Source organism: Rhizobium sp. SG_E_25_P2 (assembly GCF_029892285.1).
In the GTDB taxonomy this organism is placed as follows: Bacteria; Pseudomonadota; Alphaproteobacteria; order Rhizobiales; family Rhizobiaceae; genus Rhizobium_E.
In genome coordinates this window covers 133,652-157,849 of record NZ_JARXVM010000008.1, presented here as the reverse complement: position 1 = coordinate 157,849, position 24,198 = coordinate 133,652, and the positions used below count along the sequence as shown (strand labels likewise).

22 protein-coding genes are annotated in these 24,198 nt (G+C 59.4%); 18 read left to right on the top strand and 4 right to left on the bottom strand.

Annotation, left to right across the window (positions count from 1 at the left end):
* Window positions 1-104: 104 nt before the first annotated feature.
* From ccoN to M2360_RS13255, 7 genes are all read left to right on the top strand, one after another.
* Window positions 105-1,727 (top strand): cytochrome-c oxidase, cbb3-type subunit I, encoded by a 1,623-nt coding sequence (gene ccoN / locus M2360_RS13285; protein ID WP_280775638.1) that lies wholly within the window; start codon window positions 105-107, stop codon window positions 1,725-1,727.
* A gap of 12 nt (window positions 1,728-1,739) precedes the next feature.
* Entirely contained in the window at window positions 1,740-2,477 is a 738-nt protein-coding gene (gene ccoO, locus M2360_RS13280) for a cytochrome-c oxidase, cbb3-type subunit II (protein ID WP_280775637.1), read from the top strand.
* A 10-nt stretch (window positions 2,478-2,487) separates the two neighbouring features.
* On the top strand, window positions 2,488-2,640 hold the full coding sequence (locus M2360_RS13275) for a cbb3-type cytochrome c oxidase subunit 3 (protein WP_280775636.1): 153 nt from the start codon (window positions 2,488-2,490) through the stop codon (window positions 2,638-2,640).
* Between the two features lie 3 nt (window positions 2,641-2,643).
* The gene (ccoP, locus tag M2360_RS13270; RefSeq protein WP_280775635.1) at window positions 2,644-3,504 is read left to right on the top strand and encodes a cytochrome-c oxidase, cbb3-type subunit III; all 861 of its coding nucleotides are present in this window, start codon (window positions 2,644-2,646) and stop codon (window positions 3,502-3,504) included.
* Window positions 3,505-3,569: 65 nt separating this feature from the next.
* A complete protein-coding gene (locus M2360_RS13265; RefSeq protein WP_280775634.1) occupies window positions 3,570-4,562 on the top strand; it encodes a hypothetical protein in 993 nt (330 codons plus the stop codon).
* A gap of 233 nt (window positions 4,563-4,795) precedes the next feature.
* On the top strand, window positions 4,796-6,547 hold the full coding sequence (locus tag M2360_RS13260; protein ID WP_280775726.1) for a beta-1,6-N-acetylglucosaminyltransferase: 1,752 nt from the start codon (window positions 4,796-4,798) through the stop codon (window positions 6,545-6,547).
* A gap of 37 nt (window positions 6,548-6,584) precedes the next feature.
* Entirely contained in the window at window positions 6,585-7,580 is a 996-nt protein-coding gene (locus tag M2360_RS13255) for a glycosyltransferase family 2 protein (RefSeq protein WP_280775633.1), read from the top strand.
* A 16-nt stretch (window positions 7,581-7,596) separates the two neighbouring features.
* Here the strand turns inward: M2360_RS13255 and M2360_RS13250 are convergent, their stop codons facing one another.
* The 3 genes from M2360_RS13250 to M2360_RS13240 all read right to left on the bottom strand — a co-directional run bounded on the left by M2360_RS13250 (window position 7,597) and on the right by M2360_RS13240 (window position 10,330).
* On the bottom strand, window positions 7,597-8,427 hold the full coding sequence (locus M2360_RS13250) for a sulfotransferase (protein ID WP_280775631.1): 831 nt from the start codon (window positions 8,425-8,427) through the stop codon (window positions 7,597-7,599).
* 292 nt (window positions 8,428-8,719) lie between these two features.
* The gene (locus M2360_RS13245) at window positions 8,720-9,595 is read right to left on the bottom strand and encodes a hypothetical protein (protein ID WP_280775629.1); all 876 of its coding nucleotides are present in this window, start codon (window positions 9,593-9,595) and stop codon (window positions 8,720-8,722) included.
* Window positions 9,596-9,610: 15 nt separating this feature from the next.
* On the bottom strand, window positions 9,611-10,330 hold the full coding sequence (locus M2360_RS13240) for a hypothetical protein (RefSeq protein WP_280775628.1): 720 nt from the start codon (window positions 10,328-10,330) through the stop codon (window positions 9,611-9,613).
* 579 nt (window positions 10,331-10,909) lie between these two features.
* On the opposite strand from M2360_RS13240, the gene ccoG reads away from it, so the two are divergent.
* The 7 genes from ccoG (at window position 10,910) to M2360_RS13205 (ending at window position 18,419) form a co-directional block, all read left to right on the top strand.
* The gene (ccoG, locus tag M2360_RS13235; protein ID WP_280775627.1) at window positions 10,910-12,493 is read left to right on the top strand and encodes a cytochrome c oxidase accessory protein CcoG; all 1,584 of its coding nucleotides are present in this window, start codon (window positions 10,910-10,912) and stop codon (window positions 12,491-12,493) included.
* Complete coding sequence (locus tag M2360_RS13230) at window positions 12,490-12,975, top strand: FixH family protein (protein WP_280775625.1); 486 nt, start codon at window positions 12,490-12,492, stop codon at window positions 12,973-12,975. The genes ccoG and M2360_RS13230 overlap by 4 nt, the downstream gene beginning before the upstream one ends.
* Before the next feature lies 1 nt (window position 12,976).
* On the top strand, window positions 12,977-15,256 hold the full coding sequence (locus M2360_RS13225) for a heavy metal translocating P-type ATPase (RefSeq protein WP_280775624.1): 2,280 nt from the start codon (window positions 12,977-12,979) through the stop codon (window positions 15,254-15,256).
* Window positions 15,253-15,408 (top strand): cbb3-type cytochrome oxidase assembly protein CcoS, encoded by a 156-nt coding sequence (gene ccoS, locus M2360_RS13220; RefSeq protein ID WP_137157384.1) that lies wholly within the window; start codon window positions 15,253-15,255, stop codon window positions 15,406-15,408. The genes M2360_RS13225 and ccoS overlap by 4 nt, the downstream gene beginning before the upstream one ends.
* 78 nt (window positions 15,409-15,486) lie before the next feature.
* A complete protein-coding gene (gene gndA, locus M2360_RS13215) occupies window positions 15,487-16,929 on the top strand; it encodes an NADP-dependent phosphogluconate dehydrogenase (protein ID WP_280775622.1) in 1,443 nt (480 codons plus the stop codon).
* A gap of 91 nt (window positions 16,930-17,020) precedes the next feature.
* On the top strand, window positions 17,021-17,557 hold the full coding sequence (locus M2360_RS13210; protein WP_280775620.1) for a YbhB/YbcL family Raf kinase inhibitor-like protein: 537 nt from the start codon (window positions 17,021-17,023) through the stop codon (window positions 17,555-17,557).
* A 49-nt stretch (window positions 17,558-17,606) separates the two neighbouring features.
* Window positions 17,607-18,419 carry a helix-turn-helix transcriptional regulator gene (locus M2360_RS13205; RefSeq protein WP_280775619.1) on the top strand — a complete coding sequence of 271 codons (813 nt, stop codon included), beginning with the start codon at window positions 17,607-17,609 and terminating at the stop codon, window positions 18,417-18,419.
* Here the strand turns inward: M2360_RS13205 and M2360_RS13200 are convergent.
* Complete coding sequence (locus M2360_RS13200; RefSeq protein ID WP_280775618.1) at window positions 18,407-19,447, bottom strand: LacI family transcriptional regulator; 1,041 nt, start codon at window positions 19,445-19,447, stop codon at window positions 18,407-18,409. The two genes, M2360_RS13205 and M2360_RS13200, sit on opposite strands and share 13 nt — an antisense overlap.
* 431 nt (window positions 19,448-19,878) lie before the next feature.
* On the opposite strand from M2360_RS13200, the gene M2360_RS13195 reads away from it, so the two are divergent.
* From M2360_RS13195 to M2360_RS13180, 4 genes are all read left to right on the top strand, one after another.
* Window positions 19,879-21,123, top strand: coding sequence for an ABC transporter substrate-binding protein (locus tag M2360_RS13195; RefSeq protein WP_280775616.1), 1,245 nt, complete (start codon window positions 19,879-19,881; stop codon window positions 21,121-21,123).
* 140 nt (window positions 21,124-21,263) lie between these two features.
* The gene (locus M2360_RS13190; protein ID WP_280775614.1) at window positions 21,264-22,157 is read left to right on the top strand and encodes a sugar ABC transporter permease; all 894 of its coding nucleotides are present in this window, start codon (window positions 21,264-21,266) and stop codon (window positions 22,155-22,157) included.
* A 4-nt stretch (window positions 22,158-22,161) separates the two neighbouring features.
* Entirely contained in the window at window positions 22,162-23,052 is an 891-nt protein-coding gene (locus M2360_RS13185; protein ID WP_280775613.1) for a carbohydrate ABC transporter permease, read from the top strand.
* 4 nt (window positions 23,053-23,056) lie between these two features.
* The gene (locus M2360_RS13180; RefSeq protein ID WP_280775612.1) at window positions 23,057-24,139 is read left to right on the top strand and encodes an ABC transporter ATP-binding protein; all 1,083 of its coding nucleotides are present in this window, start codon (window positions 23,057-23,059) and stop codon (window positions 24,137-24,139) included.
* Window positions 24,140-24,198: the final 59 nt, after the last annotated feature.

Here is a 24,198-nt window from a genome sequence, read left to right as displayed (position 1 = left end):
TGAGATGTGTCGAGGGACCGCAGAGGAATCTTCGTCTTTGGGCTCCTTTGCGTCTTGGTCCGGCATCGGACGAAGAAATCCAGGGACGTTGGGGGATGCCAACAATGAATTATACACTTGAAACAATACTCGTGGCGCTGGGCGCCTTCCTGGCGCTGCTTGCCGCCGGGTTCGCCCAGGACCACCTGTTCCAGCAGCATATGTTCGTGGCGTTCATATCGCTCGCGCTGGGAACGATCCTTCTGCTACGCCACGCGAAATTTGCGACGGCGGCTCCGGTCTCCGCCGCCCAGGCGAAGACTGAATATATGGACGGCGTGGTGCGCTACGGCGTCATCGCCACCACCTTCTGGGGTATTGTCGGCTTTCTGGTCGGCGTCGTCGTGGCGCTGCAGCTCGCCTTTCCGGACCTCAACATCGAGCCCTGGCTGAATTTCGGCCGCACGCGCCCGCTGCACACCTCGGCCGTCATCTTCGCCTTCGGCGGCAATGCGCTGCTGGCGACCTCTTTCTACGTGGTCCAGCGCACCAACCGCGTTCGCCTGTTCGGCGGCAATCTGGCCTGGTTCGTGTTCTGGGGCTATCAGCTGTTCATTGTGATGGCCGCCACCGGCTATCTGCTCGGCATTACCCAAGGCAAGGAATACGCCGAACCCGAATGGTATGTCGATCTGTGGCTGACCATTGTCTGGGTCTGTTATCTCTTGGTGTTCCTCGGGACGCTGCTGATCCGCAAGGAACCGCATATCTATGTGGCGAACTGGTTCTACCTGGCCTTCATCGTGACGATCGCGATGCTGCATGTGGTGAACAATCTCGCCATGCCGGTGTCGTTCCTCGGCGTGAAGTCCTATCCGGTGTTTGCCGGCGTGCAGGATGCGCTGACGCAATGGTGGTATGGCCATAACGCGGTCGGCTTCTTCCTGACCGCAGGCTTCCTCGGCATGATGTATTATTTCGTGCCCAAGCAGGCCAACCGTCCTGTCTATTCCTACCGGCTGTCGATCATCCACTTCTGGGCGCTGATCTTCATGTATATCTGGGCCGGCCCGCATCATCTGCACTACACGGCGCTGCCGGACTGGGCGCAGACGCTGGGCATGGTGTTCTCGATCATGTTGTGGATGCCCTCCTGGGGCGGCATGATCAACGGTCTGATGACGCTTTCGGGCGCCTGGGACAAGATCCGCACCGACCCGATCATCCGCATGATGGTCATGGCCATCGCCTTCTACGGCATGTCGACCTTCGAAGGCCCGATGATGTCGATCAAGGCGGTCAACTCGCTCAGCCACTATACCGAATGGACCATCGGACACGTGCATTCCGGCGCGCTCGGCTGGGTCGGCATGATCACCTTCGGCGCCATCTACTATCTGACGCCCAAACTGTGGAACCGTCAGCGCCTGTACAGCCTGCGTCTCGTCAACTGGCACTTCTGGCTGGCCACGATCGGCATCGTGATCTATGCGGCCGCTCTTTGGGTCGCCGGCATCCAGCAGGGCCTGATGTGGCGCGAATATAACGAGCAGGGCTTCCTGGTCTATTCCTTCGCGGAATCGGTCGCCGCCATGTTCCCCTACTATCTGCTGCGCGTGCTTGCAGGTGTTCTCTACCTGACCGGCTCGTTGCTGATGGGCTTCAATATCTTCATGACAATCATGGGCTACGAACGCAAGGAAGCGCCGCTTCCGGGCGCCATGCCTGCGGCCGTTCCGGCCGAGTAAGGGAGCACACTCATGGCTTTGCTTGATAAACACGCAATCCTCGAGAAAAACGCCACGCTTCTCCTGGTCGGCTCGCTGCTCGTCGTCACCATCGGCGGCATCGTGGAAATCGCGCCGCTGTTCTATCTCGAGAACACGATCGAAAAGGTGGAGGGGATGCGCCCCTACACCCCGCTCGAACTGGCCGGACGCAACATCTATATCCGCGAAGGCTGCTATGTCTGCCACAGCCAGATGATCCGTCCGTTCCGCGACGAGGTCGAACGCTACGGCCATTACAGCCTGGCGGCGGAATCGATGTACGACCACCCGTTCCAATGGGGCTCCAAGCGCACAGGCCCCGATCTCGCCCGCGTCGGCGGACGTTATTCGAACGAATGGCATGTCCAGCATCTGACCGAACCGCGCGACGTGGTGCCGGAATCGATCATGCCGAGCTACTCCTATCTCAAGACGACGGCGCTCGACGTGAAGGACCTTAACGTCACCGCCAACCTCAAGGCCAACGCCATTGTCGGCGTGCCTTACACCACGGAGATGCTGGACAAGGCTGTGGATGATCTGAAGGCGCAGGCCGATCCGAATGCGGATACGGCTGAACTCCTGGCCCGCTATCCCAAGGCGAAGGTCGGCGATTTCGACGGCGATCCCGCCAAGCTGACCGAGATGGACGCGCTTGTCGCCTATCTCCAGATGCTCGGCTCGCTGGTCGACTTCTCCACCTATAACGACGCCTCGGGCTATCGCTGAGGAGGGCGCAATGGAAACCTACGAAGCCATGCGCGCCTTCGCCGACAGTTGGGGAATGCTGGCCATGCTGGCCTTCTTCATCGTGGCGATCGCTTTCACCCTTCGGCCCGGCGCCAAGAAGCACGCCGACGCGGCCGCGCAGATCCCTCTCAAGGAGGATTGAACAATGGCAGAAAAACATATCGACGAACTCTCCGGCGTCGAAACCACCGGCCATGAATGGGACGGCATCAAGGAACTCAACAATCCGATGCCGCGCTGGTGGGTCTACACCTTCTACGCCACCATCGTCTGGGCCATCGGCTACACCATCGCCTTTCCGGCCTGGCCGTTGCTCAGCGACGCCACCCGCGGCGTGCTCGGCTATTCGAGCCGCGCCGAACTTGCCCAGGAGGTGAACGTGGCCGCCGAGGGGCAGAAAGTGTATCTCGACAAGATCGCCGCGATGCCGGTCGCCGACATCGCCAAGGACGCCGCGCTCAACGAATTCGCCATGAATGGCGGCGCGGCTGCCTTCAAGGTCAATTGCGCGCCCTGTCACGGGTCGGGCGCGCAGGGTGGACCGGGCTTTCCCAACCTGAATGACAATGACTGGCTGTGGGGCGGCAAGGTCGACGATATCTATGCGACCATCGCCCATGGCATTCGCTCGGAAGATCCCGACACGCGGATATCGGAAATGCCGGCTTTCGCGGATATGCTGCAGCCTGACGAGATCAAGCAGGTCGCCGCCTATGTGGTCAGCCTCACCGGCACGCCGGCGGACGCAGCCATGGTCGAGCCCGGCAAGCAGCTCTTCGCCGACAATTGTGCGTCCTGCCATGGTGAAAATGCCCAGGGCAATCGCGAGTTCGGCGCGCCGAATCTCGCTGACGCCATCTGGCTGAAGGGCGAGGGCGAGGATGCCGTCATCCGCCAGATCTCCGCGCCGAAGCACGGCATGATGCCCGCCTGGGGCGGTCGTCTGTCGGACGCCACGATCAAGCAGCTCGCGGTCTATGTCCACGCGCTGGGCGGCGGCGAATAATTCTCTCGTCCGGTATTTTCCGGGCGAAACGATCTCTCCAGCATGATCAGCCGGATCTTCCGGTCATGCTCACCTGCCGCGCCCCTGAAAAGGCGCGGTTTTTTTATGGGGACGCTCCACTATTCCCGGGCGCGGGCGCATCGCGCCGCTTGAAACGTACATGTGCGGGAGCTACAGGACTCATGGTCAATACAGGGAGTTGGCTGATGCCCAGGACGGTGCTGCATCTCGGCGCGCACAAAACCGCGACGACATATATCCAGAAAAAATTCGCGCAGAGCCGTGGGATCCTGAAACGGCACGACGTGCATTTCTACAAGCTTGAGCAATTGCGGAAATCGTTCACGCCGTTGGTGTATGGAAACAAGAAAGAAAACGTCGCCTTCATCGCTCAGATGGCGGAAATGGCGGCATCAGGCAATGTCCTCATTTCCGAAGAAAATATCCTGGGCATGGCCGGTGAGTTGGTGAAGAAGGGGAATTTTTATCCCGATGTCGCCTCCCGTGTCGCTCTCGTGATCGAGAAGTTGAATGTCGAAGCGCCAGTCATTTATATCTGTTTGCGCGAATATTCCGGCTTCGTTGTGTCGATGTATTGCGAATATTTGCGACATCAGAATTTTATCAAGTTTGAAACCTATATGGATACGTTTCGGCAGTCCGGCTTCAGCTGGGTTCAGGTGATACGGGACGTGCGCGCCAGCGCGCCAAAATCAGAAATCCATCTTTGGGACTTCGCCAAGTTCAGGCGTTGTGAACAAGAGATCTTGTCCCACATGATCGGCTTCGACGCGGCGCTGTTGAACAGCCAGGACGAAAGCGTCCGGGAATCGTTTTCTAACATTGCGATGGACGCCTATGAGGCGCTCGCCCCCGTCTTGGAAGGCAAGGAACATCGCAAAATGCTGCAGCACCTCTCGGCGGCATTTCCAAGGGGCGAACAATATCCCGCCTTTAAGCCCCTGTCGGATCAAGAGACTGAGTTCTTTCAGAAAAAATACGCCGACGACCTCGCCTTCATCTCCAGGGAAATGGAAGGCGTTTCGTTTATCGTGTGATTCGCCGTAGCGGCAAACGGCTCAATCGGGGCAGGAGGGGGCATGGTCCGCGCTTCCCGACCCGTTGATTGGCTTGGGGCCGCATCAAAGCCTTGAGGCTTTAAGCGGCGCGATCCTGGCGGCGTTAGCGCACTTAGAATAAAATTTTACATAGATGTTTGCGCTCGAGCGTTCATTCGTTATATCCACGCTCGGACAAGATTGCTTCTGACGGCGTATGTGAGTGGGACATAATGGCTAAGCTGGCGTTTGTTATACTGGCGCACGAAAACGCGGAGCAGGTGGGCGATCTCGCCGGTCTCCTGGCGTCCTGGAGCGATGACGCTCATGTCGTGATCCACTATGACCTCAACGCCTCCAAAGCCGAATTCGTAAAACTGTCATCCCGTTTTGCAGGCAATGAACAGATTCATATCCTGAAGGACAGGGTGAAATGTGGATGGGGCGACTTCAGTCTGGTGGAAGCGCCGATGCGGGCGCTGCGCTACATCCAGTCCGCGAAAATCGATTGCGATCGCGTCATGTTGATCAGCGGCGCCTGCATGCCGATCCGTCCGCTCGCCGAATTGTCGGAATTTTTGGATCGCCATCCGAACATGGAGTTCATTGAAAGCCGGGATGAAAACTGGATCAAGGGCGGGCTGCGGCACGAGCGCTACCAGTACCGGCATGTTTTCAATTTCCAACGGCGCTACAAACTGTTTCACTGGAGTTACCTGATCCAGCGGGCGCTGTTTCCGAAGCGTCGTTTTCCCCGCGGTCTTGAGCCGCGCTGGGGATCGCAATGGTGGTGCCTGAGCTGGGATCTGTGCGCAAAGATCCTCAACTACGTCAAAAAACACCGATCAGTATATCGCTTCTTCAAGAATACCTGGATACCGGATGAGTCCTTTTTTCAAACCATGGCTTACCGGTACACGCCACACGACAAAATTTCTGACCGGACCCTGACATTCTTTGAATTCAACGACTGGGGAAAGCCATTCGTCTTCTTGAATGATCATCAGAAAATTCTGGAAGATCTGCCGTTCTTCTTTGCCCGCAAGATCGGCGGACGGGCAACGGTTTTACGCGAGTATTTTCGCAATGTCGCTTTGCAGCCGGCGCCCAAGCCCATCCCCCATGTGCCAGCGCGTGGCGAATTCCCATTGAGAACCGAACGGCTACTCGACGAACTGCCGAAATCCGAGGTCAACGGCCCGAGCCTGTTTCACCAATTGGGACGCAAGGGACTGGCTGCCACGCTAGCTTATTGCCAGCAACCTTACGCGGTATTGTATGGACCGCCGGTGTTCACCGCCAAGATTGCCTCGCTGTTGCGGGCCGAAACCGACCTGACGGTGCTTGGGCGCATCATGCATCCGGAAAAAGTGGATTTCGGCCCGGGCGTGAAGGATTTTCAGGGTTTGAAGCCAGATGACGTCGAGATCCGAAATCTCGATGGCGGGAATTATTTCTCGCGGATCTTGAGCCGCTGCGCCTCGCCGCTCGTGTTCGAGTTGTGCCCGGGAGAAAATCCGATCGCGGAACGCGCCTTGCTGCAAAGCGGCGCCGGCATGCTCTTGCCGATCGTCCCGTCCAGCGCCGCCGATGAAGCCTGGCTGCTCTACTGGCTGCTTTGCGCGAATTTCGTGGTGAGCAAGCCGACCGGAGAAGACATGAACGGATCGGGACTGCGGGCGCTGTGGAAAACCATAGACAGTCATTCGAAGCCGGAGACGCGGACAGAAATCGCCAAGCAGTTGCTGCGGTCTCGTGAAAAGCAAATCGCCAATGACGATCAGTTCCGCCAGATCAGCGCGGGTGTCTACAACCATGTTGGCGACGTCATCGGCGAGTATATCGCCCGGATGGACGCTTCGCTCCAATCCGTCGGCAAGCAGGACATCCTGTCTTCGGTGCCGCCGGCAGAACGGCATCTGGTGAGCGCTTTTCTGGGCAGTGAAGGAAAGTGGGAAATCCTGAGACGGGCTTTCCCACTTTGACAGCATTGCTTCCTGCTTCTTGTAACGGGTATTTTTCATGAGCCGCTTACGCACAATCATCCAGAATCAGTTTGGCCGGCATTGGGCCCTGTTCAAGTTCGGACGTCAGCTTCGTCTGACTGTCGACAACACCGCCGCCCTCAGCAAGAACGACATCATTCTGGTGACCTGCCTGCGGAACGAACTGTTTCGCCTGCCGTTTTTCACTGATTATTACCGCAAGCTCGGCGTGCGGCATTTTCTCATCGTCGACAATGACTCGAATGACGGCTTGCTCGATTGGGCGCGAAACCAGAAGGACGTGTCCGTCTGGCACACTAAGGAAAGCTACCGAGCCTCAAATTTCGGCATGGAGTGGTGCAACTACCTGCTGCGGAAATATGGCTGCGGGCGGCTTTGCGTCACCGTCGATCCCGATGAATTCCTCGTTTATCCCAACATGGAGACGAGGGATCTGCGCGATCTCGGGGAGTTCATGAAAAACGAAAAGCGCGACGCGTTGCACTGCGTGATGCTCGATGCTTATGGGGCAGGGCCGCTCAGCCAGGCAGGTTACGCCACCGGAGAGGATCCATTCAAGGTCTGCCCCTATTTCGATCGCGACGGCTATGTTCAGGAGGCCCGCATCGACACCGATACCTATACCCGGGGTGGGCCGCGAATGCGGGTCTATAACCGAAATTCGCCGCAAAATTCGCCGGCGCTCAACAAGGTTCCGGTCGTTTGGTGGCGCTGGACCTATCGCTATACCAGTTCCATGCACGATATCCGTCCCCGGCGTCTGCACAAGGTCGGCAATGACGGTCGTCCCGCCATCACCGGCGCGCTGTTTCATTTCAAATTCTTGGCGTCCCTGCAGGACAAGGCCAAAGAAGAAATGCACCGCAAGGAGCATTACAATGCTAGCGCTGAGTACCGGAAATATGTCGATACGCAAGATCCGGTGTTCTTTTGCGATGGATTGAGCGTCGCCTATGAAAGTCCGGAGCAACTGATCCGGCTAGGACTCATCAATAGAGGCAATTGGTTTTGAGAAAAACGGTCGCAGCTTAAAGCTGCGACACGAAGTCCCTGCCGAATTCCTTTTCCAGGAATGCGTACTGACCCTTGAAGCGATCCCTCAGCATGTCCTGAACGAAGGTCGGGATCGGCGCTGATTTGGTCTTGTGGATTTTTTCTTCGGCGCCCTCATAGCTCTTGGCGGGGTCGACGCCCAGGAAGGTTTCCACCTCGCGCATGACGCCATGCGGATCTTGGTTGACTTTGCCGAAGGGCAGAAACAGGAAATCCCGATCGGCGAACCGGGCGCGCCAACGCGGAATAAACGTCGCATAGTCGCCACGATTGTTGACGTCCCAATCTTCAACCATCTCCCGCCAAGCTGCTTCCTGCATGTTTTCACGCGGCTGGCGCTCCAGCGCCATGCGCAGCTGTGACATCGCGCGGGAAACGGGATCACGGATGATGTAGATCAGCCGCGGTCCGCCGAGCAGGCTCCGGACATAGTCGATGCCCTGTTCCGGGATGGTCGAATATTCCGGCGTTATATCGCCCAGCACCTTGCCCTTGGCGTTCGGGCGATCATAGGCGTTGCGGTACCAGGCTTCCGTAAACGGTTCGGTCATCAGTCCGCAGAGATAGCGTAGATAGCCGAAATCGACGTAGTCGCCATTCTTGACATGATGGCGAACGGCGGCGGATGTGTTGGTCCTGATGTGGTAATTTGTCCAGGAACGGTTCTCTGGCACGAACAAGTGGTTGAAGTAGTGGAGTTCCTTGACCGGCGGCATCCAGATCTGCTGGTGCCGCTGCAAATTGACATACAGCCAGGACGTCGCGGCTTTCTGAGCGCCGATACAGAGAAATTGCGGCAGGGCCATTTTTACCTCGTCACTTGAATTTGTCGTTCCAGTTAGCTCTCGATGCGCGAATCTGAGGTCTGCGGGGTCCGAGAAGCGACATCAACGGCGCAGCCATTGCTCCTGAGATGCCCCGCTCTGCTTCCATCGTCGAACTTCTTCATTCCGATTCGGTTCTTCGACGGTGTCCGATGGATTGCCTAGCACTGTGTGCTCGTGCAATGCCCCCATCCGCATTTGCTTCAGACGCTTCACCAACCAGGCCCGCGACTGCGGGTTCACGTCAACCGCTGCTCGATAGAAAGCGGAGGATTTACTGGCCCGTGAAAACCAGATCCTTTTCTCCGATTTCTCCGAGTATGGGAAGGCCAAGTTTGCTGGATTCTTTCTGAAGTTCCTTCACCAGATTGAAGGCGTTCTTGTCTTGGAACAGGCGCATGAATCCAAAATAGTGATAAATGAACGGGACTTTTTTCCGCACATTGATGTTCATGTTCCAAACGTTCTTCAGGAGAGTGAAGGATGAGCCGATTTCCAAAGCCGTCGCCGCCAAGGCGGTTTGGTCGGCAAGGGGATATTTAAACCCCTTTGGAAGCTGTTCGTTCTCAAGAACAGCGCATGTCAGTTCTCGCCAGCGATGCTGAAAGCCGGATGTGACATCGAAAATGACGAGGCCGGAATTGTAAACCGGAAATCCAACCTCCGACGTAAAGCCATCATCACTGGCGTTTGCAAACGCGCTTTCATCCAGTTTGCAGTTCTTAAGAAGAAAATCTTTCAGAACCGGCGCATTTTCCAGGGTGAATTCCCGGCGTCCCATGATTGAGCGCGCAGACATCGCGCAATCCGGGAGCCGCCAGATTTCCAGCTTCCGCATCGCCAACATGTCGCTGTCCAGAAACATGGCGTAGCGTGTTGAAAAGTCGAGGACCGAGGCGTCCAGCTTGTTTCCGATCGGATAGTTGTATTTGGACCAAAGGTCAGCATTGAATTCCTTGATCTGAACGCCAAGACGGTCGAACGTGCCGACGGTCAGTGCATCAAGCTTGTTCAGATGCGCGGGCACGCAGGCGACCAGTTTCACGCCTTCCGGCGCAAATCTGCGAAGCGACGCCGCCAACAATCGGGATTTGAATGACAATACTCCCGGCTGCGTAATGAAGAACATTGTCAAGTCATTGCGATTCATGGCGTATCTCTGGGATTAAAGGATTTCTGCGAGCGAACTGCTGTAACCCAGTTTCTCGATCAGCTTTGCGCTCACGCGGTCGAGCACGAATTTCCTGTCTTCCTGATCGTAATGGCTCATATAAGAAAGCTCTTTTACCGCGTCGGCGTCAAATTTTACTTGTTGAGTAAAGTTAGCCGGATTGTGTTGGTTATTTCCCAGATTCTTCATCCGGGTTTCCGGAACAGAAAAGTCGCCGTCTTTGCGGGCCAAGCCAAATGCCGCCGCAATCTTCGCGGTTTCGCGTTCCGGGCCGTCCAGCAATTTTTCGTATTGTATGTGAATCGCACGGCCGCGTCGGCTCACCACGGATTCCAGGTTCCAGTTCATGGAATTCCAAAAATCCACCGGAGAGGAAAAATAGTATTCCACAGAATTTGGATTGCCGCCGTCCCTGATATTTAACGGGCTACGAATGAATTCTTTCAGGGATTGTTTGTTTTCGGAAATCATATTGGGTTGCCCCGTCATGCTGTATTTATACAGTGAATGAAGGGATGAAAATGGGTTTTTTGTTATAAATATAACTTCGTCGTCTGGATAAACTATGCCCGATCCCTTGTTCAGGATGGGGTAAAACCCGTGCTTCCATCCGAAAACATCATATTTGATTCTGCAATCATAGTTTAATTCCATGGCTGCACGGATGAAATTAGTGCCGGACCTGAACATTCCCAACACGCACAGGTGTTTCATTTTGCACCTCATCTATTGCCTTGCGAAATTCCATCTTCATGAGAATAGGCAACGGCAACTGCTTTCAACGTCATGACGGATTTATCGACGACATCGCATTTTCGCTCCCATCGCATCCCCGATTGATTTTGGCAATAGATTCTATCTGGCTGCTTGAGAAGACTCTTGCCCGGCCGGAAGAAGACGTGGACATCCCGCGCCTGTCGCTGCCGCTCTTCTCGACGAAGTTATGCCGATATTCGTTGACACGCGGCTATGTGTTGGCCCGGAAGCGGGCATCCGTGTAAGTGCAACTGCGGATCGACGGCCCGAGCATCGATCGTCGGTTCCGGCATCCTTTGCTGACCGATTTTCTGGTCATCCGAAGCGCAAGCCGGAGTGTTCTCCTCGCTCGAAGATGAGATCGATCCGGTCACATGAGCGCTGATGCACAATCCCTGGCATGATGGGGACGCCGTCGCGCTGATCCGCATCCTGTGGCCACCTACGATGCGGCACATTGCCCGGCCTTGACTTATATCAAGGAGGCTTTGCGAGCAGGGACTAAAACGGGAAACCTCAGGAGAAGGGGTTTTCGCCATGAATGTCCGCCCGGAAGTGCAGCCCGCCGACGAGGCGTCGATCGAACGCCTTGAGGCGCAACCGGTCAACGCCGCCAAGGTTCGCCAGCCGCTTTACGCCGCACGCAAGGCGATCCATCCGAAACGCGCCGAGGGCGCGTTCAGACGGTTCAAATGGCTGGTGATGGCGATCACGCTCGGCATCTATTATCTGGCGCCCTGGATTCGTTGGGATCGCGGACCGTATGCGCCCGATCAGGCGATCCTGATCGATCTGGCCAACAAGCGCTTCTATTTCTTCTTCATCGAAATCTGGCCGCAGGAATTCTATTTCGTCGCCGGCCTGTTGATGATGGCGGGTCTCGGATTGTTCCTCGTCACCACGGCCGTTGGCCGGGCCTGGTGCGGCTATACCTGTCCGCAGACGGTGTGGGTCGACCTCTTTCTGGTGGTCGAGCGCGCCGTCGAAGGTGATCGAAACGCCCGTATCAAGCTAGATTCGGCTCCCTGGAGTCTCGACAAGATCTGGAAGCGCGTGTCGAAACACGCAATCTGGATCCTGATCGGCGTGCTGACTGGCGGCGCCTGGGTGTTCTATTTCGCAGATGCGCCCATGCTTCTGCATGACCTGGTCTTTTTCCAAGCGCCGTCGGTCGCCTATTTCACCATCGCCATCCTGACGGCGACAACCTATGTGTTTGGCGGACTGATGCGCGAGCAGGTCTGCACCTATATGTGCCCCTGGCCGCGCATTCAGGCGGCGATGCTGGATGAGAATTCGCTGGTCGTGACCTATAACGACTGGCGCGGCGAGCCGCGTTCGCGCCACTCCAAGAAAACGGCCGCCGCCGGCCAGGCGGTGGGAGATTGCGTCGATTGCAACGCCTGCGTGGCGGTCTGTCCCATGGGCATCGACATTCGCGACGGGCTGCAGCTCGAATGCATCACCTGCGCGCTCTGTATCGACGCCTGTGACGGGGTGATGGACAAGCTTGGTCGCGACAAGGGGCTGATCGGCTATTCGACCCTGTTCGACTATTCGACCAATATGGCGATCGCCACCAATGACGGCGCCGCATCGATCGATCCGACCCGCGTGCGCGATCCCGATGGCCGCTATCACGACAAGATCCGCCACTTCGACTGGCGCATCATTTTCCGGCCGCGCATCCTTCTTTACACAGTGCTCTGGTCGCTGATCGGGGTCGGTCTGGTCACCGCGTTGATGGTGCGGGAACGGCTGGAGATGGATGTATTGCATGACCGCAATCCGCAATATGTCATGGAATCGGACGGCTCGATCCGCAACGGCTACACCGTCAAGATCCTCAACATGGTGCCGGAACCGCGCTTGGTGATGCTGTCGCTGCGCGACATGCCGGGCGCGACAATGAGCATCGCCGGCGAATCCTGGTCGCAGGGCCGATTCATCGGCGTGGAGCTGGAGCCGGATACGGTCAAATCCATGAAGATCTATGTGAGCATGCCCAAAGACGTCTTGCCCGAAGAGACACGCGATTTCACATTCCATGTCGAATATCGGACCTCGGGCGAGGCGGATGATTACACGGCGAGTTTCGTCGTTCCGGAGAAACGCAAATGAGCAATCTGGCTGAACCCAAACCTTTCACCGGCCGCCACATGCTGGCGATCATGATCGCCTTCTTTGGCGTCATCATTTCGGTGAATGTCTTCATGGCCTATATGGCGAGCGCGAGTTGGAGCGGCATCCTGGCCAAGAATACCTATGTCGCGAGCCAGGATTTCAACATGAAGGCGGCGGAAGCGCGCCACTGGGCCGAGCGCGGCTTTTCCGGCGCGTTCAAGGTCGAGGGCGGTCGCCTCGAATACCGGCTTGAGGGACCCGCCGATGAAATTGGCCGTCTGGCCGAGATCACCGCGCTGTTTCACCGGCCGGTGGGCGACAAGCAGGATTTCAGCCTGACGCTGCCGCGCATGGCGCCGGGCGTCTACGCGATCGAACACAGGCTCGCGCCTGGGCAATGGATCGTCGATCTCGCCGCCGTCGATGCCGGCGAGACCGTCTATCATCAGGCCGTCCGCATCTATCAGCCGGAGAAGTGACATGAGCTGCTGCGCACCGGGCACAGAGGGCGCGATCGACGCCGAGGCCGGGCTGCCTCCGGCCGAGGAGATCTGGCTGTCGTCGCGCGCGCTCGGCGAAGGCCGGCGCCAGACCGATCTCAGCGTGCCCGACGTTCATTGCGGCGCCTGCATCACCGCCATTGAAAGCGCGTTGCGCAAGCTGCCGGAAGTGGAGCGGGCGCGGGTGAACCTTTCAACCAAGCGGGTGTCGGTGGTGTGGAGGGAAGAAACCGACGGTCGTCGCGCAGATCCTGATCGTTTCGTATCCGCCATACTTGGCGTCGGCTATCGGCCGCATCTGTTCCAGGATCTTGAGGCGGGCGCCGACGCCGAACGCCGCGAACATTTGCGGGCGCTTGCAGTGGCCGGATTCGCCGCCACCAACATCATGCTATTGTCGGTGTCGGTCTGGTCCGGCGCCGAGGCCTCGACGCGCGATCTGTTTCACTGGATTTCGGCGATGATTTGCGCGCCGGCGCTCATCTATTCCGGTCGGTTCTACTACCGCTCGGCGTGGAACGCGCTGAAGGGCGGCCGCACCAATATGGATGTGCCGATCGCGCTCGCCATCACGTTGTCCTATTTCATGTCGCTGTGGGAAACCATCCATCACGGCGACCATGCCTGGTTCGACGCCACCGCCTCGCTGCTGTTCTTCCTGCTGATCGGCCGCACGCTCGATCATCTGATGCGCGACCGGGCGCGGTCGGCGGTGATCGGGCTGGCGCGGCTGTCGCCGAAAGGCGCGATGGCGATCGGCGTCGACGGCAAACCTGAATATCGCCTTGTCGCCGACATCCGGCGTGGAGATCGCCTGTCGGTGGCGGCGGGTGAACGGCTGGCGGTGGACGCCGTGGTGCTCACCGGCGAAAGCGACATCGACTGGTCGATCGTCAACGGCGAAAGCGCGCCGCAGCCGGCGCGGGCAGGGGACAGGCTGCTGGCCGGCACGATGAACCTGACCGGGGCGCTGACGGTGGAGGCCGCCGCAGAAGCCAAGGAGTCCTTCCTTGCGGAGATCATCAGCCTTATGGAAGCCGCCGAAGGCGGCAAGGCGCGCTATCGCCGTCTGGCGGACCGGGCGGCGCAGCTTTATTCGCCCGTCGTGCATCTCACCGCCTTCCTGTCCTTCCTGGGTTGGGGCGTGATCGGCGGCGACTGGCATCAGGCGCTGCTGGTGGCGATTTCGGTGCTGATCATCACCTGCCCCTGCGCGCTCGGTCTCGCGGTGCCTGTGGTGCAGGTCATCGCCGCCGGGCGGCTGTTTCGCGAGGGCGTGATGGTCAAGGACGGCTCGGCCATGGAGCGGCTGGCCGAGGCCACGCATGCGCTGTTCGACAAAACCGGCACGCTGACCCTCGGTAAGCCGCGCCTGGTCAATGCACAGGATATATCGCCCAAAGCCTTCGCCATGGCCGCCGGTCTGGCCGCCCATTCGCGCCATCCGGTGTCCAAGGCCATTCTGGCGGCGGCGCCGATCGCGCTGACGGTCGAGACGATCAGCGAGATCCCCGGCGGCGGGCTGGAAGCCAGGACAGCCGAGGGCCTGTGGCGGCTGGGCGCGCGCGCCTTCGCGTTGGACGCGGACGGCGCACTCGATGCAGATCTACCCTATACCGAAAGCGTGCTGTCGCTCGACGGGCGTGAAATCGCCGCCTTCCATTTCGAGGACGCGCAACGCCCGGGCGCTGCGGAGACCATTCGGCTCATGGCGCGGCACAATATGCCCACCGCGATCGTGTCCGGCGATCGGGAGCCGGTGGTGGCGGCGCTCGCCAGGCGTCTTGACATTTCCGCCTGGCGCTCGGGGCTGACGCCGGAGGGCAAGGTCCGCGCCGTCGAAGAGGCGTCAGTGCAGGGCGGCAAGGTGCTGATGGTCGGCGACGGCATCAACGACGCGCCGGCGCTCAGTTCGGCGCATGTGTCGATCGCCCCTTCCACCGCAGCCGATATCGGTCGGCAGGCTGCCGATTTCGTGTTCATGCGCGACAATCTCGACGCCGTCTGGCTGGCGATCGATGTGTCCAGGCGAGCCGGGCGGCTGATCCGCCAGAATTTCGCGCTGGCGGTGGGCTACAATCTCATTGCGGTGCCGGTGGCGATTGCGGGGCTCGCCACTCCGCTCGTCGCGTCGATCGCCATGTCGACGTCGTCGATCATCGTGGTGGCCAATTCGCTCAGGCTGAATGGCCGGAGTCGTGCGCCGGCGCCGGTTGCCGATGCGCGGCCGGCGATCGGAAAGGCGGTGCTTTCGCCATGAATATGCTGATTTATCTGATTCCAGTTGCCCTCGGGCTCGGCGCTTTGGGGTTGTTCGCCTTCCTCTGGTCGCTGAAGTCCGGGCAATATGACGATCTCGATGGGGCGGCCTGGCGAGTGCTGGATGACGGGGACGGCAAACCCGGCGAATAAACAACCGTCCAGCCTTGCCAGCTTGAACAAGCCGCGTATAGTCCCGCCAAAACAGAACCGTTTTGGAAGGAAGACCCTATGGAAAAGGCGGAAATCGGACTCATTGGTCTGGCGGTGATGGGCTCCAATCTGGCGCTCAATATTGCCGAGAAAGGCAACCGCATCGCGGTTTTCAACCGGTCTCCTGACAAGACCGAGACCTTCTACGCCGAAGCCGGCGACCTCCAGGGCAAGCTGGTTCCCTGCAAGTCGCTTGAGGAATTCGTGGAAGCGATTCGCCCGCCGCGTCCCGTCATCATCATGGTGAAAGCCGGCGAGCCGGTGGATGAACTGATCGCCACGCTGCGCAATTATCTGTCGCCCGGCGACATCATCATCGACGCCGGCAACGCCAATTTCCGCGACACGATCCGCCGTTTCGAAGGCTTGGAAGATTCCGGCCTGACCTTTATCGGCATGGGCGTGTCGGGCGGCGAAGAAGGCGCCCGTCACGGACCGTCGATCATGGTCGGCGGCACGGAAGACTCCTGGAAGCGCGTCGAGCCGGTGCTGACCTCCATCGCCGCCACCTTCAAGGATGATCCTTGCGTCGCCTGGCTGGGCGAGAACGGCGCGGGCCATTTCGTGAAAACCATCCATAACGGCATCGAATATGCCGACATGCAGATGATTGCCGAAATCTACGGCGTGCTGCGCGACGGTCTCGGCATGTCGGCCGCCGAATGCTCCGAGATTTTCGGCACGTGGAACAAGGGCCGGTTGAACTCCTATCTGATCGAGATTTCCGAAGCGGTGCTCAAGGCCAATGATCCGATCACCGGCAAGCCGATGGTCGATCTGATCGTCGACGCCGCCGGCCAGAAGGGCACCGGCAAGTGGTCGGCCATCGAAGCGCAGAACATGGGCGTGCCAGCCACCGCCATCGAAGCGGCCGTCGCCGCCCGCAGCCTGTCGTCGTTCAAGAACCAGCGCGAAGCCGCCGAGAAGATCCTGGGGCTGCCGGGCGCGGGCGCGATCGAGCCTGCCGACAAGGCCGCTTTTCTGGCCGATCTCGAAATGGCGCTGCTCGCCGGCAAGATCGGCGCCTATGCGCAGGGTTTTGCCGTGATGGCCGAAGCCTCGAAGGAATTCGGCTGGTCGCTGCCGATGCCGGTGATCGCCAAGATCTGGCGCGCCGGCTGCATCATCCGCTCGCAGTTCCTTGACGAGATCACCTCGGCCTTCACCGCCATGCCGGATGCCGCCAACCTGATCGTGACCCCTGCTTTCGCGACCATGGTCAAGGACACCGACGGCGCGTTGCGCCGCGTGGTTTCCGCCGCCGTGATGTCGGGTCTGCCGGTTCCGGCGCTGGCGTCGGCGCTCGGCTATTTCGACAGCTATCGCCGCGGCCGCGGCACGGCGAACCTGATCCAGGCGCAGCGCGACTTCTTCGGCGCGCATGGCTTCGACCGGCTCGACGGTGTCGACAAGCATCACGGCCCCTGGGGCTCGGGTCTCGCCGACTTCCAGAACGCTTGAGCGTTTCGGCGCCAAAACTGACGAGGGCGGGCCTATCGGTCCGCCCTTCGTCTTTTTACGCTCCTCTTGTCAACGAATGAGAGGAATGCCTATGAAAGCCCTGTATTTACTGTCCTTTTTGAGTGTCGCCACCGTCGCCTCGGCGGGGTCGCTGACCGTCGAAAGTCCCGATATGGCCAAGGGCGTTCTGGCGCCTGCGCAATTTGCCAATGTCTTCGGCTGCTCCGGCGGCAATCTGTCGCCGGAAATCCGCTGGTCGGGAGCGCCCGAGGGAACGTTGAGCTATGTGGTGACACTGTATGACCCGGATGCGCCGACCGGCTCGGGCTTCTGGCATTGGGTGGCGGTCGATATCCCCGCTGATGTGAGTTCGCTGTCATCAGGCGCGGGTGATGACGGGGCCAAATTGCCAAAAGGCTCCTATATGGTTCGCAACGATGCCGGCGAGGCGCATTTCCTCGGCGCATGCCCGCCGGAAGGTCAGAAGCACCGCTATGTGCTGACGGTGAAGGCGCTAAAGGTCGCCAAGCTGCCCGTGCCTGAAAACGCCACACCGGCGCTGGTCGGTTTTGTGTCCAATATGGTGAAGCTGGACGAAGCGAGCATTGTCGCCACTGGCGCGCGTTGATACATCTGGATAGACCGCGCCGCCGCGCGCGGGGGAGAAGGAGCAGGCTTTGCGTCATCTTCTGGCCGCCCGATCGGGCGTCGGCGCCACCGGCCATATCACCCAGGCAGGGCGATTAGGCTACACCTCGATCACCAACGACCTGCCGCTGATCATCATGGTCCGGCGCGGCCGCAAGCTGATCCAGTCATCCGGGGCGACGCTCCGGATCGACGAGGGCGAGGCGGTGGCGATCGCGGCAGGCCAGGCGATCGATTTCGAGAACATCGCCGCCGAGGACGGCGATTACGAAGCGCGCTGGCTGGTGATCGATCCCATGGTTCTCGCGGATTTCGCGCCGCCCGACGCAGCCTTGCCGATCGCGTCCGCGCAAAGGCTCGGATGCATGCCGCCGGGGCTGTTGAGGGCCTATGAGCAGGCGGTGGAAGCGTTGTCAGACGAAGACGGCGTTCCCGAACTCGTCGCCCGCCACAAGCTGGGCGAACTGTTGGCGTGGCTCGCGGCCGCGGGCTGGCGCTTCCCGCCGGTGGCGCTGGAAAGCTATACGGCGCGCATCCGACGGCTTGTCGGCGCCCGTCCGCAGGATGTCTGGTCGAGCCCGGAGATTTGCGCGACGCTGGCCGTCAGCGAGGCGACGCTGAGGCGGCGGCTGTCGGAGGAGGGGACGAGCCTGCGCGCGGTGCTGACGGATGTGCGCATGACGCATGCGATGCAACTGTTGCAATGTTCACGGCTTTCGGTTTCCGAGATCGCGGCGCGGGCCGGTTTCGAATCGCAAAGCCGTTTCGCCATCCGTTTCCGCCATCGCTTCGGCTTTCCGCCGAGCGCCATTCGCGGCCATCGTCAGGTTCAGCCGGGATAGGCGAGGCTGCCGTCCGGCTGGCTGATGGTCTGAAGTCTTTCCGGCGGCACGCCCTCGATGCGGCCGAGCACCGCCTTGGCGAGTTCGCGGCCGGCGAGCCTGATATCTTCGTTCACCGTCATGATATCTGGGTTCATGTAGCGCAACAGGTCCGCCGGCTGCTTGGAGACCATGTCGAGATCCTCGCCGATTTTCAGTCCCAGCGCTTCGGCGGCGGAGGCGATGGCCACGGCGCCGGCGCTGGAGCCGGCGATGAAGCCATCGATGCGGCCTTTGCGGGAAAACAGCTCCAGCGCCGCTTTGTGGATCTGGTTCATCGAATTGTCGAGATAGACATCTGAGAATGGCGCGGCTTCGGCGCCGAAATCGCGCAGGCCGCGCTCGAACCCCGAGCGCATATGTCTGTGATAGGTGTAGCGCGGCATCGGCTCGAGAATGGCGATGCGTCTGCGCCCCTTGGCGACCAGCCGCCGCACTGCTTCATAGGCATAGGCGTCATTGTCGAAATCATGAAACGGATGCGCAATCCCCATATCAGTGCGGCCATGGGTGACGAAGGGCAGCTTGCGCTCGGTCAAAAGTCGGATGCGCGGATCGTCGGGCTCGGTGGAGGACAGGATCACGCCGTCGGCGGAGCCTGTGTCGAGAATATAGCGCACCGGCGTCATCGGGTCGCGATCGGCGGAATAGGGCGTCACGATCAGATGATAGCTGGTGTTGGCGAGGATTTCGGAAATTCCATAGACGATATGGGTGGTCAGGCCCATCAACTCTTCCGACAGGTTGAGGATCAGGCTGATGACATTGGTCTTGCCGGTTCGCAGGCGCACGCCGGCGCGGTTAGGGTAATAGCCGATCTGGCTTGCGACCAGCCGCACCCGCTCCTTGGTCTCCTGACTGATGTCTGGCGCGTCCTTCAGCGCCCTCGACACTGTGGTCACCCCAAGTCCCGTCATGAATGCGATCGTCTTCAAGGTCGGGCGCTCCCCCGGCGCCGGACCATTGCTCGTTTGCTGAGCACCCTTCATCGTTTATTCCTTTATGCCCCGATCGCGTCCTACGCCAGTTTGGCGGCGAGCGCCACGCCATCCTCCCGAAACTGGAAAAATCTGTAACGTTACAGTTCATTTGTCGAGAGATATTCGTTGCGGCGATGCACAACCTTGTATTGTTGCACTTGCGAGAGGAGAGTTAAGGTCATTCGCGGGCGCAATATCAGCGAAGGGGCTTGGAGGTTGTGGGAAATATAAGTTACTGTATAAATATCAATGGCTTGGAGCCGTGCTTGACGTTAAGGAATTCTTGTATTTTAATACAAAGAAGTTGGTAGGTTTAACGGGTTTAAACCGTTTGAACAGGGTTTATGTCGAGGCTCGAAAAAAATAACGTCTTGGTGGTTGCAGGTCGGATGACTTTCGAATAAGTTTTTCCGGCAACGTTTCAGTGAGGGAGGAGACTCATGAACATTCGCCTTTTTGCAGGGGCCCTAGCGGCTTCCGTTTCGCTGTCCTTCGGCGTCGCCCATGCGGCGGAACTTGAAGTGACCCATTGGTGGACCTCGGGCGGCGAAGCCGCTGCTGTGGCCGAATTCGCCAAGGCCGCCGAGGCCAATGGCATCAAGTGGAAGGACGGCGCGATCGCCGGCGGCGACAATGCCCGCCAGATCATCCTGTCGCGCATCTCCGGCGGCGATCCGATGGGCGCCACCCAGCTCAACACCGGTCGCGACGCCGAAGATCTCGTCAAGGCCGGCCTGATGACCGACCTGACGCCGATCGCCGAAAAAGAAGGTTGGAAGAACTTCATCCGCCCGGGCAAGCTGCTCGACAGCTGCACCTATGACGGCAAGATCTTCTGCGTTCCAGTCAATATCCACTCCTTCCAGTGGATGTGGGTCAATCGCCATGTCTTCGAAGACAACGGCCTGAAGGCGCCGACCAACTGGGCTGAATTCGTCGCTGAAGCGCCGAAGCTCAAGGAAAAGGGCGTCACCCCGCTCGCGGTGGGTGGTGAGCCCTGGCAGATCAACGGCATGGCTGGCGTGTTCCAGATCGCCATCGGCGGCGTCGATCTCTACAAGAAGATCCAGATCAACAAGGATGCCGACGCGGCCGCGTCTCCGGAAATGACCAAGGTGTTTCAGGCCATCGCCGACGCCCGCGGTCTCGTGGATGACGGTTTCGTGGGTCGGGCCTGGAATGACGCCACCAACATGGTGATCACCGGCAAGGCCGGCGCGCAGATCATGGGCGACTGGGCCCAGGGTGAATTCTCCGTGGCCGGTCAGGTTGCTGGCAAGGATTACGATTGCTTGCCGGGTCTCGGCATGCAGGCGGTGCTCGACACCGGCGGCGATGCCTTCTACTTCCCCAAGCCGAAGGGCGACAATCAGGAGCAGATCGACGCTCAGTTGAAGCTCGCCTCCATCCTGGTGAGCAAGGAGACGCAGGTCTCTTTCAACCTCAAAAAGGGTTCGCTGCCGATCCGTGGCGACATCGACATGAACGCCGCCAACGCGTGCATGCAGAAGGGCATCAAGATCCTCGAAAATCCCGACAATATCCTGCCGTCGGGCGAACAGTCCTTCTCATCCGACACGCAGAAGCAGATGGAAGACATGTGGGTCGAGTTCTTCAACACGCCCGAAATGACTCCGGAAGAAGCGCAGGCGCGCTTCGTCGAGATCATCAAGGAAGCCAATTGATCGTTTGACGATCGACCCCGGCGCGGCGCGGCCGCGCCGGGGTTTTCGGCTTCACGCGACGGCCATGCGCCGTTGCCTAGGTCTGATGTCGCGCGAGGCAGCGCGGCCGCCCAAAGTTTTGATAAATATGGGGAGGCGACATGGCAGAGCTGCAAAAGCCGTCATGGATATCTCGGAACTGGATGGCGCTCGTGTCATCCTCGCCGATGATCTTCACCGCGCTGGTGGTATTCACCGGATGCTCCATCTGGACCATCCTTTATTCCTTCACCGCCTCGCGCACGCTGCCGGAACTGACCTTTGTCGGCTTCGACCAGTATATTCGCCTGTTCAAGGCGTCGCGCTGGGGTTACGCCTATCGCAACATCCTGTTCTATGGCGCGGCGTCGCTGACGGTCTCCTTCGTGCTCGGCTTCCTGATGGCCGTTTTGCTCGACCAGAAGATCCGCTTCGAGAATTCGTTCAGGACCATTTACCTCTATCCGTTCGCCCTGTCCTTCATCGTCACCGGCATCGCCTGGCAATGGATGCTGGACCCAATGTTCGGCTTTCAGAAGGTCGTGCAGGGCTGGGGCTTCACCGATTTCAAGTTCAACCTGCTCGGAAACCGCAACACGGTGATGTATGGCGTGTTGCTTGCCGGTCTCTGGCAGGGCACGGGCCTGACCATGGTGCTGATGCTCGCTGGCCTGCGCACCGTCGATGAGGAGATCTGGAAAGCCGCCCGCGTCGACGGCATTCCCAAGTGGAAGACCTATATTTTTATCGTGCTGCCGATCATGCGGCCGGTGCTGATCACCAATCTGGTGATTTCGGCGGCGGGCGTGGTGCGAACCTATGACCTGATTGTCGCGTTGACCAAGGGCGGCCCGGGCAATTTCTCCGACGTGCCGGCTAAATATGTGTTCGACTACATGTTCGGCGGCAACAATCTCGGCCAGGGCCTCGCCGGCTCCACGGTGATGCTGGTGGCGGTGCTGATCATCCTGATCCCCTGGATGTATTATGAATATGGCGGCGCGAGGCGGAGATAGACCCATGGCGATGATCGAAGGCCCGCGCGGCCCGAAACCCCAAAAAATCCTCAATCCGTCGCGGATCATGCTCTATGGCGTGCTGATCGTGGTGGCGGTCTATTACCTGATGCCGCTTTACGTGATGGTCGTGACCTCGCTGAAGGGCATGCCGGAAATCCGTCTTGGCAACATCTTCTCGCCGCCGGTGGAAATCACCTTCGATGCCTGGGACAAGGCCTGGAATTCCGCCTGCACCGGCCTGCAATGCGAAGGCCTGAAGGTCGGCTTCTGGAATTCGATGATCATTCTCGTGCCCTCGACGATCGTGTCGATCGCGATCGCCTCGGTGAACGGCTATGTCCTGTCCTTCTGGCGTTTCAGAGGTTCGGAAGTGTTCTTCACCATGCTGATCTTCGGTTCGTTCATCCCCTATCAGGTGATGCTCTATCCTCTGACGATCATTCTGCGCACGCTCGGCTCCTATGGAACGCTGCATGGCGTCATCATCGTGCATACGATCTTCGGCATGCCGATCCTGACCTTGTTGATCCGCAACTATTTCGCCTCGCTGCCGCGTGAACTGTTTTCGGCGGCGCGCGTCGACGGTGCGGGCTTCTGGCAGATCTTCTTCCAGATCATGCTGCCGATGGCGGTGCCGATCATCACGGTCGCGGTCATCCTGCAGATCACCGGCATCTGGAACGACTTCCTGTTCGGTGTGGTCTTCGCCGGGATGCGCAACTGGCCGATGACCGTGCAGCTCAACAATATCGTCAACGCCACGCAAGGGGTGAAGGAGTACAACGTCAATATGGCGGCGACCATTCTGACCGGCCTCGTGCCGCTGTCCATCTACTTCATTTCCGGCAAGTATTTCGTGCGCGGCATCGCCGCCGGCGCAGTGAAGGGGTAACCGCATGACCTCCGTTTCCGTCAAAGAACTCACGCTCTCCTTCGGCGCCGTCACGGTTCTCGACAAGCTCAATCTCGATATCGGCGATGGCGAGTTCCTGGTGTTGCTCGGGGCCTCCGGCAGCGGCAAATCCACGCTGCTCAACTGCATCGCCGGGCTTCTGGAGCCGACCGACGGCCAGATCTTCATCAAGGACAAGAACGTCACCTGGCTTGAGCCGAAGGATCGCGGCATCGGCATGGTGTTCCAGTCCTATGCGCTCTATCCGCAGATGTCGGTCACCAAGAACCTGTCCTTCGGACTCAAGATCGCCGGCCTGCCGCAGGCGGAGATCGACAAGCGCGTGGCGCGCGCCGCCGAGATCCTGCAGATCCAGCCGCTGCTCAATCGCAAGCCGGCGGAATTGTCGGGCGGCCAGCGCCAGCGCGTCGCCATCGGCCGCGCTTTGGTGCGCGACGTGGATGTGTTCCTGTTCGACGAACCGCTGTCGAACTTGGACGCCAAGCTGCGTTCGGAGCTTCGCGTCGAGATCAAGCGGCTGCATCAGGCGCTGAAGAACACGATGATCTATGTGACGCATGACCAGATCGAAGCGCTGACGCTCGCCGACAGGATCGCGATCATGAAAGATGGGATCATCATGCAGCTCGATGATCCCATGACGATCTACAACCGGCCTAAAAACCTGTTCGTCGCGGGCTTCATCGGTTCGCCCGCGATGAACTTCCTCAGGGGCGTGATCGAGGCGGGCGAGGGCGCGCCGGTCATCAATGTCGAGGGAACGCGGATCCCGCTCGCGGGTTATCTGAGCGAGAACGCGTTGACGCCGGGCCGTAAGGTGGTTCTGGGCGTTCGGCCCGAGCATATCCATGTCGATGAAGCCGGCGCTGTGCAGAATTTCGACGCGGTCGTCGATATCGAAGAGCCGATGGGCGCAGACAATCTGCTGTGGTTGAAATTCGCCGGGCAGACAATGTCGGTCCGCGTCGGCGGGGCGCGGCGCTACGCCGCCGGCTCGCCGGTGAAACTCTCCTTCAACATGGAACTCGCTTCGGTGTTCGACGCGGAGAGCGAGTTGAGACTTTGACTCCAGCGCCAGTTGCTCCCCATCCGGCAGCCGCCACCGTCTCCCCGCAGGCGGGAAGA